The 19,597-nt window shown below is 67.9% G+C and carries 17 protein-coding genes and 2 tRNA genes; 13 read left to right on the top strand and 6 right to left on the bottom strand.

All coding sequences use genetic code 11. The features are described from left to right. Positions 1-19: 19 nt before the first annotated feature. The 3 genes from DZG09_RS14875 (at position 20) to DZG09_RS14885 (ending at position 3,129) form a co-directional block, all read left to right on the top strand. Entirely contained in the window at positions 20-505 is a 486-nt protein-coding gene (locus DZG09_RS14875; protein WP_119698579.1) for a ribose-5-phosphate isomerase, read from the top strand. 10 nt (positions 506-515) lie between these two features. Continuing rightward, positions 516-1,514 (top strand): Fpg/Nei family DNA glycosylase, encoded by a 999-nt coding sequence (locus DZG09_RS14880; RefSeq protein WP_119698580.1) that lies wholly within the window; start codon positions 516-518, stop codon positions 1,512-1,514. Positions 1,515-1,605: 91 nt separating this feature from the next. Next, entirely contained in the window at positions 1,606-3,129 is a 1,524-nt protein-coding gene (locus DZG09_RS14885; RefSeq protein WP_119698506.1) for an amidohydrolase, read from the top strand. An 80-nt stretch (positions 3,130-3,209) separates the two neighbouring features. Here DZG09_RS14885 and DZG09_RS14890 read toward each other — a convergent pair whose 3' ends face one another. After that, on the bottom strand, positions 3,210-3,692 hold the full coding sequence (locus tag DZG09_RS14890; protein WP_119698507.1) for a Dps family protein: 483 nt from the start codon (positions 3,690-3,692) through the stop codon (positions 3,210-3,212). A gap of 165 nt (positions 3,693-3,857) precedes the next feature. Here DZG09_RS14890 and DZG09_RS14895 point away from each other — a divergent pair, with 165 nt between their 5' ends. Next, positions 3,858-4,418, top strand: coding sequence for a gamma carbonic anhydrase family protein (locus DZG09_RS14895; RefSeq protein ID WP_119698508.1), 561 nt, complete (start codon positions 3,858-3,860; stop codon positions 4,416-4,418). Between the two features lie 25 nt (positions 4,419-4,443). Then, positions 4,444-4,514: transfer RNA gene (locus tag DZG09_RS14900), tRNA-Gly, on the top strand. 55 nt (positions 4,515-4,569) lie between these two features. Here the strand turns inward: DZG09_RS14900 and DZG09_RS14905 are convergent. Both DZG09_RS14905 and DZG09_RS14910 read right to left on the bottom strand, forming a co-directional pair. After that, positions 4,570-7,452, bottom strand: a complete 2,883-nt coding sequence (locus DZG09_RS14905) for a helix-turn-helix transcriptional regulator (RefSeq protein WP_162893340.1) — start codon at positions 7,450-7,452, stop codon at positions 4,570-4,572. Between the two features lie 32 nt (positions 7,453-7,484). After that, a complete protein-coding gene (locus DZG09_RS14910; RefSeq protein WP_119698510.1) occupies positions 7,485-7,667 on the bottom strand; it encodes a hypothetical protein in 183 nt (60 codons plus the stop codon). Between the two features lie 201 nt (positions 7,668-7,868). Between DZG09_RS14910 and DZG09_RS14915 the strand changes: the two genes are divergently transcribed. The 7 genes from DZG09_RS14915 to DZG09_RS14945 all read left to right on the top strand — a co-directional run bounded on the left by DZG09_RS14915 (position 7,869) and on the right by DZG09_RS14945 (position 13,884). Then, positions 7,869-7,942 (top strand) — tRNA-Pro (locus tag DZG09_RS14915). Between the two features lie 68 nt (positions 7,943-8,010). Next, positions 8,011-9,372, top strand: a complete 1,362-nt coding sequence (gene tig, locus DZG09_RS14920) for a trigger factor (protein WP_119698511.1) — start codon at positions 8,011-8,013, stop codon at positions 9,370-9,372. A gap of 149 nt (positions 9,373-9,521) precedes the next feature. Then, on the top strand, positions 9,522-10,874 hold the full coding sequence (locus tag DZG09_RS14925; protein WP_119698512.1) for a uracil-xanthine permease family protein: 1,353 nt from the start codon (positions 9,522-9,524) through the stop codon (positions 10,872-10,874). Positions 10,875-10,971: 97 nt separating this feature from the next. After that, positions 10,972-11,565, top strand: coding sequence for an ATP-dependent Clp protease proteolytic subunit (locus tag DZG09_RS14930; protein WP_205529199.1), 594 nt, complete (start codon positions 10,972-10,974; stop codon positions 11,563-11,565). Between the two features lie 22 nt (positions 11,566-11,587). Beyond that, positions 11,588-12,244, top strand: a complete 657-nt coding sequence (locus DZG09_RS14935) for an ATP-dependent Clp protease proteolytic subunit (RefSeq protein WP_119698513.1) — start codon at positions 11,588-11,590, stop codon at positions 12,242-12,244. A gap of 136 nt (positions 12,245-12,380) precedes the next feature. Beyond that, positions 12,381-13,652 (top strand): ATP-dependent Clp protease ATP-binding subunit ClpX, encoded by a 1,272-nt coding sequence (clpX, locus tag DZG09_RS14940; RefSeq protein ID WP_119698514.1) that lies wholly within the window; start codon positions 12,381-12,383, stop codon positions 13,650-13,652. Positions 13,653-13,674: 22 nt separating this feature from the next. Next, entirely contained in the window at positions 13,675-13,884 is a 210-nt protein-coding gene (locus DZG09_RS14945; protein WP_162893341.1) for a hypothetical protein, read from the top strand. 51 nt (positions 13,885-13,935) lie between these two features. Here DZG09_RS14945 and DZG09_RS14950 read toward each other — a convergent pair whose 3' ends face one another. Both DZG09_RS14950 and valS read right to left on the bottom strand, forming a co-directional pair. Next, on the bottom strand, positions 13,936-14,169 hold the full coding sequence (locus DZG09_RS14950) for a hypothetical protein (RefSeq protein ID WP_119698516.1): 234 nt from the start codon (positions 14,167-14,169) through the stop codon (positions 13,936-13,938). 2 nt (positions 14,170-14,171) lie between these two features. After that, positions 14,172-16,739 (bottom strand): valine--tRNA ligase, encoded by a 2,568-nt coding sequence (gene valS / locus DZG09_RS14955; RefSeq protein WP_119698517.1) that lies wholly within the window; start codon positions 16,737-16,739, stop codon positions 14,172-14,174. 380 nt (positions 16,740-17,119) lie between these two features. Between valS and DZG09_RS14960 the strand changes: the two genes are divergently transcribed. Further along, entirely contained in the window at positions 17,120-17,944 is an 825-nt protein-coding gene (locus DZG09_RS14960) for an endonuclease domain-containing protein (RefSeq protein WP_119698518.1), read from the top strand. A gap of 142 nt (positions 17,945-18,086) precedes the next feature. Here DZG09_RS14960 and DZG09_RS14965 read toward each other — a convergent pair whose 3' ends face one another. Continuing rightward, entirely contained in the window at positions 18,087-19,238 is a 1,152-nt protein-coding gene (locus DZG09_RS14965; RefSeq protein WP_205529200.1) for an NAD(P)H-dependent glycerol-3-phosphate dehydrogenase, read from the bottom strand. Positions 19,239-19,597: the final 359 nt, after the last annotated feature.

Consider the following 19,597-nt stretch of genomic DNA (forward strand, 5'->3'; position numbering starts at 1 on the left):
ATAGGGAAGAATGCTGAGCATGCGCATCCACATCGCCACAGACCATGCCGGTCTGGAGTTCTCCACCCAGCTGCAGCAGCACCTCGCCTCGAGCGGCCACGAGGTCGTCGACCACGGCCCGGTCGAGTACGATCCGGTCGACGACTACCCGTCGTTCTGCATCCGGGCGGCACAGGCGGTCGTCACAGATCAGCGCGCGGGCGTCGAAGCCCTCGGTGTGGTGTTCGGAGGCTCGGGCAACGGTGAGCAGATCGCGGCGAACAAGGTCGCAGGCATCCGCGCCGCGCTGGTGTGGAACCTATCGACCGCGGAGCTGGCGCGCGAGCACAACGATGCCAACGTGATCTCGATCGGTGCGCGTCAGCACACCTTCGAGGAGGTCGTGTCCTTCATAGAACGCTTCATCGCCACTCCGTTCTCCGGCGACGACCGTCACGCGCGCCGCATCGGGAAGATCGCGGCGTTCGAATCTGATGGTGCGCTCGATCCCGACCCGCGCGCGTAGGCAGGGCGCCGTGCCAGAGGGTCATTCCGTTCATCGCATCGCGAAGCAGTTCGACCGCAACTTCGTCGGACGCGCTGTCGCCGTGTCGAGCCCGCAGGGCAGGTTCGCTGAAGGCGCGGCCGTGCTCGACGGGCGGGAGCTCGTTGCGGCGCGTGCGGTGGGCAAGCAGATGTTTCTGGAGTTCTCCGGCGACGCCTGGCTGAGGGTGCATCTCGGTCTGTACGGTGCGTGGGACTTCGCCGGCGAGATCGAGATCGATCCGACGATCGCCAGCGCCAACGGTCGGATGGGCCAGACCAACCAGCGCGGCACCGATCTCGACGAGCCCGTCTTCGACGACGCGGGGGAGAACTCGCTGGCGTCGATCGGGGCCCCGCGGAAGACCCGCGCCCATGTGCGGATGTCGGAGCAGACCAAGGGCCTCGCCGACGAGTCCGACCAGTGGCCGCCTCCCGTGGTCGGCCAGGTGCGCGCACGGCTGATGACCGACTCGACCTGCGCAGATCTGCGCGGACCGACCGCCTGCGCGGTCGAAGGCCCTGAGGAGATCCAAGCGGTGATCGACCGGCTGGGTCCCGACCCGCTCGTGGGCGGCCCCGCTGAGAACGAGCGGCGCTTCGTCGCGGCGGTGCGCCGCAGGGGAGTCGCGATCGGTCAGCTCCTGATGGACCAGTCCGTGGTGAGCGGCATCGGCAACGTCTACCGTGCGGAGATGCTCTTCCGTGCCGGAATCGACCCGCATGCGCCGGGCAGACAGGTGCCGGAGTCGGTGCTGCGCGAGCTGTGGCGCGACTGGGAGCGGCTGCTGCGCGTCGGCGTCGAGACCGGCCAGATGATGACGATGGACGGGCTCTCCGGCGACGCGTGGCGCCGCGCGATGGCCAGCCGCGACGACAGGCACTGGGTGTACCACCGTGCCGGCCTGCCGTGTCGCGTGTGCGGCACAGAGATCGTGCTGGAGGAGATGCAGGCGCGCAAGCTCTACTGGTGCCCGACCTGCCAGAGGTGAGCGCGCGACGGACCGGACTGCTCCGGGTCGGGGCGCATCGGCATCGCCGCAACGGATATGACACGCGACGATCGAGACGAGGGGTGACCGGATGAACGTGGGCGAGACGGTCGACGTGATCGCGAACGCGCGCATCGGCGGCGCAGGCCGCGAGCTGATGCCGCTGGCCTCGATCGATGAGGCGGAGCCGTACGACGTATTCCTCGCCGGGGGCAGGATCGTCGACATCGCTCCTGCAGGCCTCGGGCGCCGCAGCGGTGCCGTTCTCGACGCGGCTGGGGCGTGGCTGGTGCCGGGAATGTGGGATCACCACGTGCATGTCGTGCCGTGGGCGCTGGAGGCACAGCGCGTCTCGCTGGCGCACACCGACTCAGCCGTTGAGGCGGCAGCCGTGATGGCGGATGCTCCGGTGCTGGATGACGGCCGCCGCGTCGGTTCCGGCTTCCGCGACGCGCTGTGGCCCGAGCCGCCGAGTCTCGACCTGCTCGACAGATACACGGGGGAGACGCCCACGTACCTCGTCAACGCCGATCTGCACAGCGCCTGGCTGAACAGCGCGGCGCTGCGGCGCGAGGGGTGGACCAGCAGCGAGGGATTCGTGCGCGAGGAGGACGCGTTCGAGCTGGCGCGGCGCCTCGGCGACCTCGACGAGGACACGGTCGATCGCGCTGTCGGGGAGATGGCCCGTCGTGCGGCGTCCCGCGGCATCGTCGGCGTCGTCGATATGCACATGGAGTGGGGCGGAGAGGACTGGGCGCGGCGGACATCCGCCGGCCTCGACCTGCTGCGGGTCGACGTCGCGACCTATACCCACCGCCTCGAGGAGACGCTGAGCGACGGACTCGCGACGGGAGACGCCCTCGACGGGAGCGGGCTGATCCGGATGGGCCCGTACAAGGTGATCAGCGACGGTTCGCTCGGCACGCGCACGGCGGCGTGCTCGCACGCATACCGCGCAGGCCGCAGCACCGAGACTGACGGTGCGACCGGCCACCTCAACGTCGAGCCGGACGAGCTGATCGACCACCTCACCCGCGCCGCGGGCGGAGGCCTGCGCGCCGCCGTTCACGCGATCGGCGACGTGGCCGTCGCCCATGCTCTCGACGGCTTCGCGGCATCCGGGGCCGCAGGGTCGATCGAGCACGCGCAGCTGGTGCGGCATGCAGACATCGCCCGGTTCGCGCGGCTCGACGTCACTGCGAGCGTGCAGCCCACCCACGCCGTGGAGGACCGGGATCTGGTCGACGATCTGTGGGCCGATCAGACGTCGGCGCCGTACGCGTTCCGCGCGCTGCACGAGGCGGGGACGAACCTCGTCTTCGGTTCCGACGCCCCGGTCTCCGCGCTCGACCCGTGGCGCCAGCTGGCGGCCGCCGTGTTCCGCAGTGATGACGGCAGGGCGCCGTGGCAGCCGGAGAACGCGCTGGATGCGGCGACGGCGCTTGCGGCTTCGACGCGCGGCGGGTCCGTCGCGGAGCAGCGGATCCTGCCGGGGGAGAGCGCCGACCTGGTTCTGGTCGCGGAGGATCCGATGTCGGCAGGGGAGCGGCAGCTGCGCGAGATGCCGGTGGCGGCGACGCTGCTCGCCGGCAGGATCACGCACCTGGCAGTCTGACCTCGGCGGGTCCGAGCCGCGGCCACGCACACGAAAGGGCGCGCCCCGGATGATTCCGGAGCGCGCCCTTCTGATGCGGATTACGACGCGAGGTGCGAGAACAGGAACCAACGGTCCTTCTCGAGGCCCGCCTTGATGCCGATCGCGATGTCCTGGCTGGTCAGGTCGACCTCGTCGAGGCCGTCGATCGCTGCCTGGACATCGGCGATGATCGCGTCCATGTCGGCGATGACCGAGCGGATGACCTGCTCGGACTGCTCGAAGCCGGCGCCCACCTTCGTGGCGGCAACCTTCTCGCCGACCGTGTTCGCACGGGCGTCGATCGGCAGGCCGAGGGCGACGATGCGCTCTGCGGCGGTGTCGGCCCACTCGCCGGCGTGAGCGACCACCGTGTCGAGGAACTCGTGCACGCCGATGAAGTTCGCGCCGCGCACGTGCCAGTGGGCCTGCTTCCCGTTGAGCGTCAGGGCCTGGAGACCGAGAACGACGGGGGCGAGGAACTGCGACGTGCCTGCGGCGACTGTCGGGTCGCTGGCGGTGGTGGCGATGGTCTGGTTCGTCATGGTGTGATCCTTCCCGAGAATCGGTCTGTGTTGATGTCAACGGTACTCCTGCTGAGGTATTCCGCAAGCAAGCAGAGGCTGTGCTAAATCAGCTCTGACCTGGGGAAAGTAAGGCTTCCCTAATGGTGTTTGGGTGAGTATGCCCTTGCCTGGCAGGATGGCCGGATGACCATTTCATCCGGAGCGAGCGTCCGTCCCGTCGACGAGTCCTCCCCCTCGGTTTCCGACTCCGCGTTCGTCGCAGACGGCGCCCGCGTCGTCGGCGACGTCGAGATCGGCGAGCGGGCGAGCGTCTGGTACAACGCCGTCGTGCGCGGCGACGTGAACACGATCCGTGTCGGCGCCGGCACCAATGTGCAGGACAACGTGTCGATCCACGTCGACGCGGCGCATCCCGCAGAGATCGGCGACGGCGTATCGATCGGCCACAACGCCGTCGTGCACGGGTGCACGATCGGCGACGGCTCGCTCATCGGAATGGGTGCTGTCGTGCTGTCGGGAGCAGTCATCGGTGCGCAGTGCCTCGTGGCCGCGGGAGCCGTCGTGCTCGAGGGCACCGTCGTGCCTCCGCGCTCGCTTGTGGCTGGCGTGCCGGCGAAGGTGCGCCGCCAGCTGGACGATGAGGAGATCGAGCGGCTCCGGCTCAATGCCGAGCGCTACCTCACGACGGCAGAGCGCCACGCGCGGGCGACCGAATTCACGGACGAGGGCTCCGTTCCCCTATAGTGGAATGCGCTGTCACACGCAGTGCGGGGATGTAGCTCAATGGTAGAGCCCCAGTCTTCCAAACTGGTCACGCGGGTTCGATTCCCGTCATCCCCTCCGACAGGTTCTGCCCCGGCCACAGGCCGGGGCAGAACCGTTTCAGGGCAGAGGTCTACGACGCCTCGGGGGCGCGGCCCGCGAGGTGAACCGCCTCGGTGCGGCTCGTCGCACCGAGTTTGCGCAGGATCGATGAGACGTGCACGCTCGCGGTCTTTCCGCTGATGAACAGTCGCTGGCCGATCTGACCGTTGCTCAGCCCCTCGGCGACGAGCGCGAGCACCTGCTGTTCGCGCTCGGTGAGCGCGCCGGCGCCGCGACGCGGCCGGCCTGCCGGAGAGTACCCGGCGTCGGCTGCGAGCTCGTGTGCGCGCTTGCGCATCGCGGTGATGCCGCCGCGCTCAGCGGCATCGATCGCCTCGGTGAGGGTGTCGCGCGCCGCGCTCCGCTCGCCGTCGGTGATCAGCGACTCGCCCAGCCGCACGAGGACGTACGGTTCCAGGTGCACGGGTGCTCGCTCGTCGCGCGCCGCAGTCAGCGCCCCGCGCCACGCATCGGTCGTGTTCGTGAGCTCGGCCTCGATGACGGGCGCCCACACGTCATGCGTCGGCCATTCGGCGAATCGTGCCACGAGCGCCCGCAGCCGTGGCTCCGCGTCGCCTGCCGCACTGCGCGACCCGGATGCGCGTGCGGCGGCGATGGTGCGTGCCACCGGCCACGCGCATGCATGCACCCGGCCCGCGCACAGCCGCGCAGGGTCGGTGTCGAGCAGCCTGACCGCGTGCTCCCACGCTGCTTTGACGTCGCCCATGGCCAGTGCGGTCTCCGTGGCGGCCCGGCCCACGCTCATCAGAGACTGCACCTCCGCGGCCATGCTCGCGACCAGCACCGTGCGCTGTTCGCGCAGCAGCGCATCGGCGGCCTCGGCGTCGCCCCGCCAGGTCAACGTGGCGGCCTTGGTGACGAGAAGGTGCGTGCGGTAGGACCTCGGCGGCTCCAGCGACAGTGCGCGGGTGATGATCGCGTCTGCACGGGTCCACTCGCCGAGCCAGACCAGCGGCTCGGCGAGGTTCGATGACAGCAGCACTCCGGAGGTGCGTTCGAAGCCCAGCCGCCGTGCCGCGTCGACGCCCTGCTGAGCGAGCGAGACGGCGTGCCGGTACTGACCGAGAAGATGAGCGGCGTCCGAGGCGTTCACGAAATAGCGCACTTGGGCTGGTCCGTCGTCCGCAGCGATCCTCTTGGCGTCCTCCAGCTCCCTCAGCGCTCCGTCCGCGTCGCCGGTCGCGACCAGGCAGACTGCCGCCATGTTCACTCCGACGGATGCTGTGCGCTCGTCGCCATGGGTTCGCGCCAGGGCGGCACCGCGCAGCGCGAGCTCGCGAGCCTCGGAGACTTCTCCGGCGAGCATGAGCCGCCCGGAGAACGACACCATCACGGAGGAGCGCAGCGCGGCCAGCTGCGGGTCGCTGCCGTCATCGAGCCTCTCCGCGGCGTTGAGGGACTGGCGGAACACATCGAGGGTCTCTTCGCGTGCCAGCTGTGCGAGCGCCTTCGCCCTGTTGTGCAGCAGGAGCGCTTCGTCGAGGGTGCCCGGCTCGCATTCCTCGAGTGCGGCGGTGACCAGGGCCAGGCTGCGCTCGAGCTCGCCCGCGTTGCGCAGGTGCGTCGTCGTGCGCCCGGCCAGTGCGAGCTTCGACATGCCGGCCACGCGTTCGGCATCACGCACCGCGTGCCACAGTGCGAGCGCTCGCTCGCCGTGCTGGGCGGCGGAACCGAACGCCAGCGCCGCCCTGGCCTCGCGAGCGGCGCGAAGTGTGGCGGGGAAGGCCCGCTCCTGGTTGCGCGCCTGAATCCAGTGGTGCGCGATCGCGGCGGACAACGGGCGCTTGGTCTCGTCGGCGAGATGCTCGTACTCAGCGGCATACCGCGCGTGGATGCGCTCGTGCTCGCCGGGCAGCACATCGTCGAGAATCGCCTCCCGCACGAGCGCATGCCGGAACCGATAGGCGTCGTGATCGGCCTGGATGACGCCGCCGTGCAGCGCCTCGCGCGCGCGTTCATCGAGGTCATCGCCGTCCCACACACGACTGAGCAGCACATGCTCGACCTCCGTGCCGCCGACGGCCAGCACTCTGGCGAGTCGCTGGGTGGCGTCGTGCAACCGTTCATAGCGTGCGAGCAGGAGCTCCCGCAGCGTCTCAGGCACGACCTGCGCATCGTCGTCGCCGAATGCGACGAGCTCCTCGACGAAGAACGGCACACCCTCGCTGCGGCTCATCAGGCACTCGAGCTCCGCCTCCGGAAGCGGGGCGCCGCGCAGCTCCTGCGCAAGATCGCGCACCTGTTCGTGCGGGAGCCGATCCAGCATGATCCGGATGACGGCCCGATCGCGTTCGAGCTCGCCGAGCAGTCGGCGCACCGGATGTCCCCGACCGACGTCGTCCGACCGGTAGCTGAAGACGAGCAGGATGGGGCCCGTCGTCAGTACGCGGGTGAGGAAGCGCAGCAGCCCGAGGCTCGCCGGGTCGATCCAGTGCACGTCCTCGAAGACGAGGATCACCGGCCCGTCGGACGACGCCGCCTCGAGCACCGTAGCGACGGCCTCGTGGAACTGCTCGACGGGCCCCAGCGCCGCCGGTGCATCGGCTGCATCGAGTTCGGGGAAGAGCGCGAGCAGAGCAGTCCCTCCCGCACCCGTCAGTTCGCGCACGCGCTGGGTGCCCAGTCGCGCGAGGAGCGGACGCAGCGCAGGAATCACGGGGGTGTAGGCCGCGGCGACGTCGCCCAGATCGATGCACTGACCGAGCAGCTCGTGCGCATCGTGCGTGTGCGAAGCGAGGAACTCGCGCAGCAGCCGGCTCTTGCCGATGCCGGCCTCGCCGCCGATGACGACGGTCCGCGGCGTACCACCGCGGACCGAGTCGAGGGCGTCGTCGAGCACGCGGCGCTCGCCGTCGCGGCCGATGAGCGCGGTGGCTGACTCGAACTGGCTCACGTCCTCATCGTGCCACGGGGTGGCGACACCCATCAGGAGTCGGCGGGTCGGACCCGGCCGGCTCCTGCGGCGGTCCTGGCCGTTCCGGTGCTCTTCGCCCGCCGTTCCCGGCGCTCCTGTCGTCGTTCCTGCAGCGACCTGCGCTGTGCGATGGTGTGCTCTGCGTTGCGCACGTCGTTCTCGTACCGGCTCAAGGCGAACATCCAGTCGTTCATCTCAGGCTCCCTCGTCGTGGAACATCCGTTCCCTATGACAGGAACGATCCGCTCTGAGGGGATGGGCAGACATCGGCAGAACGCCTTATCTTCGAAGGAGCCACAGCTCGCCACGCCGCTCTGAGGTACCTCAGAACGGGCAGGTCGCGCGATGCCGTAGACTCTGGGAGGCCGTTTCGTGGTTCGCCGTGCGCGGAAACCCGGGGCGTAGCTCAGCTTGGTAGAGCGCCCGCTTTGGGAGCGGGAGGTCGCAGGTTCAAATCCTGTCGCCCCGACATTCGGCCCACAGACCTAAAAGCCCGGCGGAGACACGCACGGGTTCGTCACGAGGAGAAGCACCAGAATGGTCAACAGCACCGTCGAGAAGCTCAGCCAGACGCGGGTGAAGCTGCACATCACGGTCAGCCCGGAAGAACTGAAGCCGAGCATCGACAACGCCTACACGGTGATCGCTCAGGACGTGCAGATCCCGGGTTTCCGCAAGGGCAAGGTCCCTGCGCCCATCATCGACCAGCGCATCGGTCGCGGCGCCGTCATGGAGCAGGCTGTCAACGATGGTCTCGACGGCTTCTTCCGCGCCGCCGTCACTGAGCACGACGTCAAGCTGCTCGGCCGCCCCGCCGCCGACATCGTCGAATGGCCCAGCGAGAAGGACTTCTCGGGCGACCTCGTCGTCGACATCGAGACCGATGTCCGCCCCGAGTTCGAGATTCCCTCGTTCGAGGGCCTCACGGTCGAAGTCGACGCGGTCGAGGCCGATGAGGATGCCGTGAACGAAGAGCTCGACAAGCTGCGCGCGCGCTTCGGCACGCTCGTCACGGTCGACCGCCCGGCTGCCACGGGGGACTTCGTCGAGCTCGACCTCGTCGCGAAGATCGAGGAGACCGAGATCGACCGCGCCGACGGCGTGTCCTACGAGCTCGGCTCCGGCGAGCTGCTCGAGGGCACGGACGAGGCGATCGAATCGCTGACCGCCGGTGAGGACACCACGTTCACCTCGACGCTGGTCGGCGGCGACCGCGCGGGCGAGCAGGCCGAGGTCGCCGTCACCGTCAAGGCCGTCAAGGAGCGCGAACTGCCTGAAGCGGACGACGACTTCGCTCAGATGGCGAGTGAGTTCGACACGATCGACGAGCTGCGCGAGAGCCTCGGCGAGCAGGCGAAGTCGAAGGGCGCCTTCGACCAGGCCTCGAAGGCGCGCGACAAGATGCTCGACGTGCTGCTCGAGCAGGTCGAGATCCCGGTTCCGGCGCAGCTCGTAGAGGACGAGGTGCACCGCCACCTCGAGCAGGAGAACCGCCTCGAGGACGACGAGCACCGTGCCGAGGTCACCGAGGCCAGCGAGAAGCAGTTCCGCACGCAGATCCTCCTGGACGCCATCTCGGAGCAGCTCAACGTGCAGGTCTCGCAGGACGAGTTCACGCAGTACCTGATCCAGTCGGCCGGCCAGTACGGTATGGCGCCGCAGGAGTTCATCCAGGCCATCCAGCAGGGCGGCCAGCTGCAGGCGCTGATGGGCGATGTGGCGCGCAACAAGGCGCTCGGCGCCGTGCTCGGCAAGGTGTCCGTCGTCGACACCGACGGCAACCCCGTCGATGTGTCGGACTTCGTTCCCAGTGAGGACGAGGAGGCCGATGAGGCGCCGGATGCTGACGACGAGTCGGCGGACGAGAAGGCCGAGTCCTCGGACGAGAAGGCCGAGTAACACCTTTCACACGGGGTCCGGGCGCTGCGGCGCTCGGACCCCGAAGTGTGTCCGGATCCCTGCTCGCGAACGCGGGCGACTGCGGCCATCCGGATGTCGATAGGGTGACCGCGGCAGCAGCACCTGCGAAACGTATGAGGAGCACAGACATGCCCATCTGGAGGATTCACGGCGACGGCCGCACCGTTGCGCCCGACGCCGTCGTCGGCCCGAAGGAACGGCTCTCGTGGCCGGCGACTCTCGCGATCGGCGCGCAGCACGTCGTCGCCATGTTCGGCGCGACGTTCCTCGTTCCGATCCTGACCGGCTTCCCCGTCTCGACCACGCTGCTGTTCTCGGGCATCGGCACCCTGCTGTTCCTGCTGATCACGCGCAACCGCCTGCCGAGCTACCTCGGTTCGTCCTTCGCCTTCATCGCCCCGATCACGGCCGTGAACGCGGGACAGAGCCTCGAGAGCGGCCTGCAGATCACCCAGGCGCTGGTCGGCGTCGCGGCGGCCGGCATCCTGCTCGCGATCATCGGCTTCGTCGTGCAGGCAGTCGGAATCGGCTGGATCGAGAAGCTGATGCCGCCGGTGGTCGCCGGAGCGATCGTCGCGCTGATCGGCTTCAATCTCGCCCCGAGCGCGTGGAACAACTTCCAGGCCCAGCCGGAGGTCGCGATGGTGACCCTCGCCGCGACGATCCTGTTCAGCGTGCTGTTCCGCGGCTTCCTCGGGCGCATCTCGATTTTCCTCGGCGTCATCGTCGGCTACATCGTCGCGGCGTCCACGGGGCAGGTCGACTTCTCCGGAATGTCGGACGCGGCCTGGATCGGGCTGCCGCAGTTCCACCTCGTCGCCCTTTCCGATCCCGCAGCGTGGGCTCTCGTGCCCATGTTCCTGCCCGTCGTGCTCGTGCTTATCGCCGAGAACGTCGGGCACGTGCGAGGCGTGGCCACGATGACGAACGACCCGTCCATCAACAGGCACACGGGACGCGCGCTGATCGCCGACGGCGTGGCCACGACAGTCGCCGGCGCGTTCGGCGGCTCGGGAACGACGACCTACGGCGAGAACATCGGCGTGATGGCCGCGACGCGCGTCTACTCGACTGCGGCTTACTGGGTGGCGGGCACCTTCGCCATCCTGCTCGCGTTCTCTCCCAAGGTCGGCGTCGTCTTCAACACGATCCCCGCCGGGGTGCTCGGCGGTGTGACGACGGCGCTGTACGGGCTGATCGGCGTGATCGGCATCAAGATCTGGGTCGACAACAGGGTCGACTTCTCACGCCCCGTCAATCAGTACACCGTCGCGGTGTCGTTCGTGATCGCCGTCGGCGGGTACGCGATGGGCTGGGGATCGTTCCAGCTCGGCGCGATCGTGCTCGGCACGCTGGCGGCGCTGATCATCTATCACCTCGGCAACGCGATCGCCCGGTGGCGGCGGACGGGCGCCGACGACGGCGGCCCGATCCCCGTGGTCGGGGCGATCGGCGGAGACCAGGACGACACGGAGTCCTGAGGTGATCGCGGCCTTCGTATGCCCAGGGCGAACATGGGCTGGGCCGTGATTTCCCGCCGGTAGTGTCGATACCAACGCATCACCGAATGGAGTGAGAATGCCGGAACCGCTGATGGCACAGAGTGTCTTCGACCAGCTGCTGAAGGATCGCATCATCTGGCTGGGGTCGGAGGTGCGAGACGAGAACGCGAACGAGATCTGCGCGAAGATCCTCCTTCTCGCCGCCGAGGACTCGAACAAGGACATCTACCTCTACATCAATTCGCCAGGCGGTTCGATCACCGCAGGTATGGCGATCTACGACACGATGCAGTTCGTGCCCAACGACATCGTCACGGTCGGCATCGGCATGGCGGCGTCGATGGGCCAGCTGCTCCTCACGAGCGGCACGAAGGGCAAGCGCTACATCACGCCGAACGCACGCGTGCTGCTGCACCAGCCGCACGGCGGCTTCGGCGGCACCGCGAGCGACATCAAGACGCAGGCCGAGCTCATCGTCTCGATGAAGAACCGCCTCGCGGAGATCACCGCGGCGCAGACGGGCAAGACGGTCGAGCAGATCCACGAGGACGGAGACCGCGACCACTGGTTCACGGCCGAGGAAGCAGTGGAGTACGGCTTCATCGACCACATCCGCGAGAGCGCGAGCGACGTCGCCGGCGGCGGCGGCACCGACCGCGAGGCCAACTGAGGGAGCAAGGGACTTCACCACGATGCACACTCCGTACACCCAGGCCCCGCAGGGGCTCCAGATGCCGTCCAGCCGCTACATCCTCCCGCAGTTCGAGGAGCGCACGGCATACGGCTTCAAGCGCCAGGATCCCTACAACAAGCTGTTCGAGGACCGCGTCATCTTCCTCGGCGTGCAGGTCGACGACGCCTCGGCCGATGACGTGATGGCCCAGCTCCTCGTTCTCGAAAGCCAGGATCCCGACCGCGACATCATCATGTACATCAACTCGCCCGGTGGTTCCTTCACCGCGATGACGGCGATCTACGACACGATGCAGTACATCTCGCCCCAGATCCAGACGGTGGTCCTGGGGCAGGCGGCATCCGCCGCATCCGTGCTGTTGGCTGCCGGTGCCCCTGGTAAGCGCCTCGCGCTCCCGAACGCGCGCATTCTGATGCACCAGCCGGCGGTCGGCGAGTCCGGCCACGGCCAGGCTTCGGACATCGAGATCCAGGCCGCCGAGATCATGCGCATGCGCACGTGGCTCGAGGACACCATGGCCAGGCACACGAACAGGACGACGGAACAGGTCCACAAGGACATCGACCGCGACAAGATCCTGGGTGCGGAAGAGGCCGTGGAGTACGGCGTGGTCGACCAGGTGCTCACCACCCGCAAGCGCCAGCCGTCGCAGTAGCGGCACGTTCGGCGAAGCCCCGGATGCGATGAGAGTCGCGTCCGGGGCTTCGCCGTGCCCGTGTTGTGACGCCGAGTGTCGGTGGCAGCGATTAGGCTCGACACATCAGGCAGTTGCCAGACGATCAGGAGGCCCCATGGCTCGCATCGGCGAGAGCGCCGACCTCTTCAAGTGCTCGTTCTGCGGAAAGAGCCAGAAGCAGGTGCAGCAACTCATCGCAGGTCCAGGCGTGTACATCTGTGATGAATGCGTCGAGCTGTGCAACGAGATCATCGAAGAGCGCATGGCGGAAGCGTCCGACGGCGAGGCGGCCGGCGAATTCGATCTGCCCAAGCCGCGTGAGATCTACGAGTTCCTCGAGGAATACGTCATCGGTCAGAACGATGCGAAGCGCTCGCTCGCCGTGGCCGTCTACAACCACTACAAGCGCGTCCGCGCCCACGGCGAGATCAAGTCGGCCGAGAAGAAGGCCGAGGAGGTCGAGGTCGCCAAGAGCAACATCTTGATGCTCGGGCCGACCGGTTGCGGCAAGACCTACCTGGCGCAGACGCTCGCCAAGCGGCTCAATGTGCCGTTCGCAGTCGCCGACGCGACGGCACTGACCGAGGCCGGCTACGTCGGCGAAGACGTCGAGAACATCCTGCTCAAGCTGCTGCAGGCCGCTGACTACGACGTCAAGCGCGCCGAGACCGGCATCATCTACATCGACGAGATCGACAAGGTCGCCCGCAAGGCAGAGAACCCGTCGATCACGCGCGACGTCTCGGGTGAGGGCGTGCAGCAGGCGCTGCTGAAGATCCTGGAGGGAACGGTCGCACAGGTGCCGCCGCAGGGCGGACGCAAGCACCCGCACCAGGAGTTCATCTCGATCGACACGACGAACGTGCTGTTCATCGTCGCCGGTGCCTTCGCGGGGTTGGAGGACATCGTCTCCAACCGCATCGGCAAGCACGGCGTCGGCTTCGGAGCGCCGCTGCATGACAAGACGCAGGAGAACACACTCTTCAGCGAGGTGCGGCCGGAAGACCTGCACAAATTCGGGCTGATCCCCGAGTTCATCGGCCGACTGCCGATGATCGCCTCCGTGAACCCGCTCGATCAGGATGCCCTCGTCGAGATCCTCAGCACGCCGCGCAACGCGCTGGTGAAGCAGTACCAGCAGATGTTCTCGGTCGACGGCGTCGAGCTCGAATTCGAAGACGAGGCCCTGCGCGCGATCGCCGACCTCGCCGTCGAGCGGAAGACGGGTGCTCGCGGGCTGCGCGCCATCCTCGAAGACGTGCTCGGCCCGATCATGTTCGACATCCCGAGTGATGAAGACGTCGACAAGGTCATCGTCACACCCGGCGCCGTGACAGACGGCGCCGAGCCGACGCGAGTGTACCGCGAGCGCCGCAAGAGCGCCTGATCAGGGCGAAGTGGCCGTTCTCATGAGCCGCTGGCTTTCGAAGGCATTGCTCCTGCTGGGGTTCATCGCGATCTTCGGCGCTGCAGCTTGGGCCGTGTACGAGGGATACCGTTCGGATGCTGCGGGCGATGAGGGCAACTTGTTGTCGCAGATGCTCCTCGCGGCAGTCGGAGGATTCAGCGGCGTGGCCGGGCTGGTCGGTGCGTTGAAGAACCGACGCGAGGCGAGGTGAGATTGACCGCTTGCAAGAATGCCCCGACCGATCGGTCGGGGCATTCTTGGTTCACGCCATCGGGTCGAACGTGGTGGTGACCGGCTGGCCGTCGTCGTCGAGAGTGACCTCGATGCCGCTGGCGAGTTCGGCGATCGGGCGGCCCTCCAACCAGGTCAGCGTCCACGATGGGGCTGCGCCGGGCTGGGCGAGCGTCTGGTCGATGTGTACGATCTCGGCGCGCAGCGCCTCCGGCACGGAGGACGGGGGCACGGATCCCGCCGCCCATCGTGTTCCGAGCTTCATGGTTATCCCTCCGGCTGTGCCAGCTCGATCCCGGTGACTGCGAAATCCTCGCCGTCCTCGAATTCGAGCGTCTCGATCCGGCCGACGGCCTTCACATCGACCTCGGCCAACTTCAGCAGCGCCGTCCGATCGCTGGGTGCGACGACCGTGGCCGACACAACCGGCGTCTTCTGCGATGCCTTAGCCTCCGTCTTAGCACGGCGGATCGCGATCAGCGCCTGACTCGCCGCGGCGAGCACATCCGGATCGCCATCGACGTCTGAGACCGTCGGCCACGATGCGGCGTGAACGGAACCCTCCTGGAACCAGCTCCACACCTCCTCGGTCGCGAACGAGACGACGGGAGCCAGCAGACGCAGCAGCGTCGACAGCGCGGTGCGCAGCGCCACGGCCGCCGAGGCTCCTGCCGCTCCGCCCGAGTACGCGCGCTCCTTGACCAGCTCGAGGTAGTCGTCGCAGAAGGTCCAGAAGAACGCTTCTGTCACCTCGAGTGCGCGAGCGTGGTCGAAGCCGTCCAGCGCCGTCGTGGCCTGCTCGACCACGCGGTCGAGCTCGGCGAGCATCGACTTGTCCAGCGCTTCCGTGACCTCCGCGCCATCCGGAGCCTCGAATCCGAGCACGAACTTCGCCGCGTTGAGCACCTTGATCGCCAGACGACGGCCGATCTTGATCTGCGTCGGGTTCTGCGGGTCGAAAGCCGCATCGGCGCCGAGTCGGCTCGACGCCGCCCAGTACCGCACCGCGTCCGATCCGTGCTTGTCCAGGATGTCGGCGGGTGTGACGACGTTGCCCTTCGACTTCGACATCTTCTTCCGGTCCGGGTCGACGATGAAGCCCGAGATCGACGCGTGCTTCCACGCCGGCCTGTCATCCTCGAGTGCGCTGCGCAGCAGCGTCGAGAACAGCCAGGTGCGGATGATGTCCTGCCCCTGCGGGCGCACGTCGAACGGTGCGACCAGGTTCCACAGCTCCTCGTCTCGCTCCCACCCGCCGGCGAGCTGCGGAGTCAGTGACGATGTCGCCCATGTGTCGAACACATCCGTCTCCGCGTCGAATCCGCCCGGCACGCCGCGCTGATCGGCGGTGTAGCCCGTCGGCACGTCGCTCGACGGGTCGACGGGCAGCGACGCCTCATCCGGAATGATGACGTTGTCGTAGTCGCGCTCGCCGTTCTCGTCGAGCCCGTACCAGACCGGAATCGGCACACCGAAGAAGCGCTGGCGCGAGACCAGCCAGTCGCCGGTGAGGCCGTTCACCCAGTTCTCGTAGCGCACGCGCATGAAGTCGGGATGCCAGTCGATCTCCTCGCCGAGTGAAAGGAGCTTCGCCTTCAGCTCGGCGTCACGGGCGCCATTGCGCACATACCACTGCCGGGTCGAGACGATCTCGAGCGGCCGATCGCCCTTCTCGAAGAACTTCACGGGGTGGTTGAACTGCTCGCCCGAGTGCACCAGCTCGCCGGATGCCTCGAGCATCTCGAGCGTGAGCTTCTGCGCGCTGAACACGGTCTTGCCCACCAGCTGCGCGTACGCGTCTCGCCCGGCATCGCTTGTGATCGCCTCGGGCATCTCGGCCACGACGCGGCCGTCCTTGCCGATGATCGTGCGGTTGGGCAGATCCAGCTCGCGCCACCAGATGATGTCGGTGACGTCGCCGAAGGTGCAGATCATCGCGATGCCCGAGCCCTTGTCGGGCTGAGCGAGCGGGTGCGGCAGCACGGGAACCTCGACGCCGAACAGGGGGGTCGTCACGGTGGTGCCGAAAAGCGGCCGGTAGCGCTCGTCATCCGGATGCGCGACGAGGGCGACGCACGCAGCCAGCAGCTCGGGACGCGTGGTCTCGATCAGCACGTCGCCTGTGCCGTCGGTGCGGTGGAACGGCAGGCGGTGGTACGCGGCCGGGCGCTCGCGATCTTCGAGCTCTGCCTGGGCGATCGCGGAGCGGAAGTCGATGTCCCACAGCGTCGGGGCCAGCGACTGGTAGGCCTCGCCTCGCGCATGATTCCGCAGGAAAGCGAGCTGGCTGGTGCGGATGGTGTCGTCGGAGATGGTGCGATAGGTCTGCGTGAAGTCAACGGACAGGCCGAGCTGACGGAACAGGTCCTCGAACGTCTTCTCGTCCTCGACCGTGAGCTTCTCGCACAGCTCGATGAAGTTGCGGCGGCTGATCGGCACCTGGTCGGCGGCCTTGATGTTCTTGGTGGTGCCCTCGAACGGCGGCGTGAAGTCGGCGTCGTACGGCAGCGAGGGGTCGCAGCGCACTCCGTAGTAGTTCTGCACTCGGCGCTCGGTCGGAAGGCCGTTGTCGTCCCAGCCGATCGGGTAGAACACCTGCTTGCCGCGCATGCGCTCGAAACGCGTCTTCACGTCGGTGTGCGTGTAGCTGAACACATGTCCGATGTGCAGCGATCCTGATGCCGTCGGCGGGGGAGTGTCCACCGAGTAGACGCCTTCGCGGCCCGCGACGCGGGCGGTGTCGCGGTCGAACCGATAGGTTCCGTCGTCCTCCCAGCGCTCACCCCACTTCGCTTCGAGGCCTTCGAGTGCGGGCTTGTCGGGAATCTCTGGCATGCGCGCTCCTAGCGATATGGGCGGCACGGTGTCTGCGTGCCTGATGTGGGAGTTCCAGTCTACAAGTCGGATTCGGGCCGACCTCGCGTGCGGCCCGGAGACGACGCGGACGCAGAACCTCGGACGAACCGCAGAACCTCGGAGCGTCGCACCTGATCTGCTCCGAGATTCTGCTGGATCTCCGAGTTTCTGCGGCGGGGTGAGGTGCCGCAACCAGGTTCCATGCGATCTCGTCGGGCCGGATCTCGAAGCCGATCGTGGTGCGGCGAGGGAAGGCGTCGGGTAGTTTCCTTTCCCTCACAGGCTCAGGAAGCGCGAAACTGCGCCGCGAGTTCTCCACACGCGGGTCGAATCCGCCCGACTCGCGCCAATCTGGCCGGATGGATCTGGTCAGAGTCGTAGAAGGCGCCGGCGGCGTGATGTCGGCGAGGTCGCTGCGTGACGCTGCGGGCGTCAGCCGGCACGTAATCGAGAGGCACGTCCGGATGGGCGTATTGACCCGGCCGAGCAACGGCTGGTTGGCGGTGGACAATGCCGACCCGACTACTGTCGCAGCGGCCGAGATCGGCGTCGTCGTCTCGTGCGTGACGCGAGCCGCGCGTCTGGGGCTGTGGGACGTCAACGCCGGATGCGTGCACGTCGCGGCGCATCCGAATCGAGCTCTTCGCAGAAGCACCGATGCCCGGGTGCACTGGGCGAAGCCGCTCGTGCCGAGGGATCCGGATGCTTTGGAGGACTCGCTCGAGAACATGCTCGACCAGGTTGCGGAATGCCAGCCGTTCGAACAGGCGCTGTCCGTATGGGAGTCCGCGCTGAACCAGGGGAAGATATCCCAGGAGCATCTGCAGACACTTCCCTTCGGGGCGAAGGGGCGCAGGATCAGAAGAGAGGCACAGCCCTACTCGGACTCGGGCGTAGAGAGCGTGGTCGTGCCTCGGCTGCGATGGGTGGGACTCCACCTGCGGCGACAGGCTTGGATTCTCGGTCACCGAGTCGACCTGCTGATCGGATACCGCCTGGTCCTGCAGATCGACGGGGGTCACCACGTCGGCGCGCAGCGTCAGAGCGACATCGAGCACGACGCGAGGCTCCGGCTCGCCGGGTACCACGTGATCCGCGTCGGCTACTGGCAGGTGATGACGGATTGGCCCGCGGTGCAGGACCTGATCCTCGGAGCCGTGGCCCGTGGACTGCACCGCGCGTAATGCGCGAGCGGGGTGGGGTGGCAGAAAGTCGGAGGATCAGCAGAATCTAGGAGGATCTCGGCGCTGAGCTCCGAGGTTCTGCTGGATCTCCGAGAGTCTGCGGTCGGAGGAGGCGGGGCCGGGGTTCGGCGGCCCGCGCGCGTCAGGTGTTGAGGTCTTCGAAGCGGCGCTCCACCGCGTCGACGGCGGGGTGGGCGATCTCGAGGTCGAGGGCCCTGGGCTCTGCGCCGATCGGGGAGGACCAGAAACGGGCGAACGCATCGCCGATGGGCTCGCCGTCGTCGACGATCGAGCGCACCATCTCACAGATCGGCATGTGCAGGCCGAGTCGGCGGGCGAGATCGGTGGCGGTGACGGCATTGTGCCGACCTTCCACGACCACTGGGCGGCCGTCGAACACCTCATCGTCGCTGCGACCCTGGCCGCGCTGGAAGCCATAGGAGAAGTTGCGCGACTGCGGCGACGAGCACGTCAGCATCAGGTCGCCGAGTCCGCCGAGGCCCGTGACGGTCTCGCGGCTGCCGCCGAGTTTGACGGCGAGCTCCTTCATCTCACTGAGCCCGCGCGTGATGATCGCGGCGCGCGAGTTCTCGCCGAAGCCGGCGCCCGCGAGGATGCCGCAGGCGATCGCCACGACATTCTTCACAGCGCCGCCGACCTCCACGCCGGGCAGGTCGTCTGAGATGTACGGGCGGAATGCGCCGGTAGCCAGCGAGAGCGCCATCCGCGCGGCCGCCCGTTCCATCGGCCTGACCCGCACTCCCGAGCTGCACGCGACGGTCACGGCAGTCGGGTGACCCGCCGCCGTCTCGGTGGCGAACGTCGGGCCGGTGAGGGCGCCGATCGGCCGACCCGGCGCGACCTCGGCTGCGACCTCGCTCATCAGCAGACCGCTGCCCGATTCGATCCCCTTGGCGCAGACGAAGATCGGTGCATCCGGAGGTGCGAGCTCGCCGATCCTGGCCGCCATCTCCCGGATCGTCGTCGACGGGGTCACCAGCAGCACGGCATCCGCGCCGTCGAGGGCCTCGGCCAGGTCGGTGGTCGCGGTGATGCCCTTGGCCAGCTTGATGTCGCCGAGGTAGCGGGTGTTGCGCCGGTTGTCCCGGACGTCGGCAGCAACACTCTCGTCGCGCAGCCAGAGCCTGGTCTCACGCTGCGCACGCGCGGCCACCGATGCCAGCGCCGTTCCGAAGGCACCGCCGCCGAGGACGGCGATGGTGTCGTACGGGCGCGGCCCCTTCGGCGCGATGATGGGGAGCGGACGAGTTTCGAGGGACTCGGGAAGCGTCACGGATGCCTTCGTCGTATGAGAGTCGTATGAAAGAGAAGAGCGCGCCGTCCTGGCGCGGATGAACCCCACGATAGAGCACGCCGGCGCTGTCACGGGAAGGCTTGCGCCGTGCGTCGCGTGCCGCGGACGAGATCGGTTCGCCGCTCCGCGCGGGAGCGCGTAGAATCGGGTGCATCGGCATCGAACCGGCCATCACCGGGGAGCTCGCGGAAGAACGGGGCAGCCGCCCTCACTAGACCCGCGCGGGGCAGGCCCGTCACAGCCGCAGTGAGAGTGGCGAATATGTCGCACGCGGGGTGGTACCGCGGCCGGAGCCGGAAACAGCTGCTGGTCGTCCTCGCAGTCCCTTTCGGAACTGC

This window comes from Microbacterium halotolerans (assembly GCF_003569805.1).
Taxonomy (GTDB): Bacteria; Actinomycetota; Actinomycetes; order Actinomycetales; family Microbacteriaceae; genus Microbacterium; species Microbacterium halotolerans.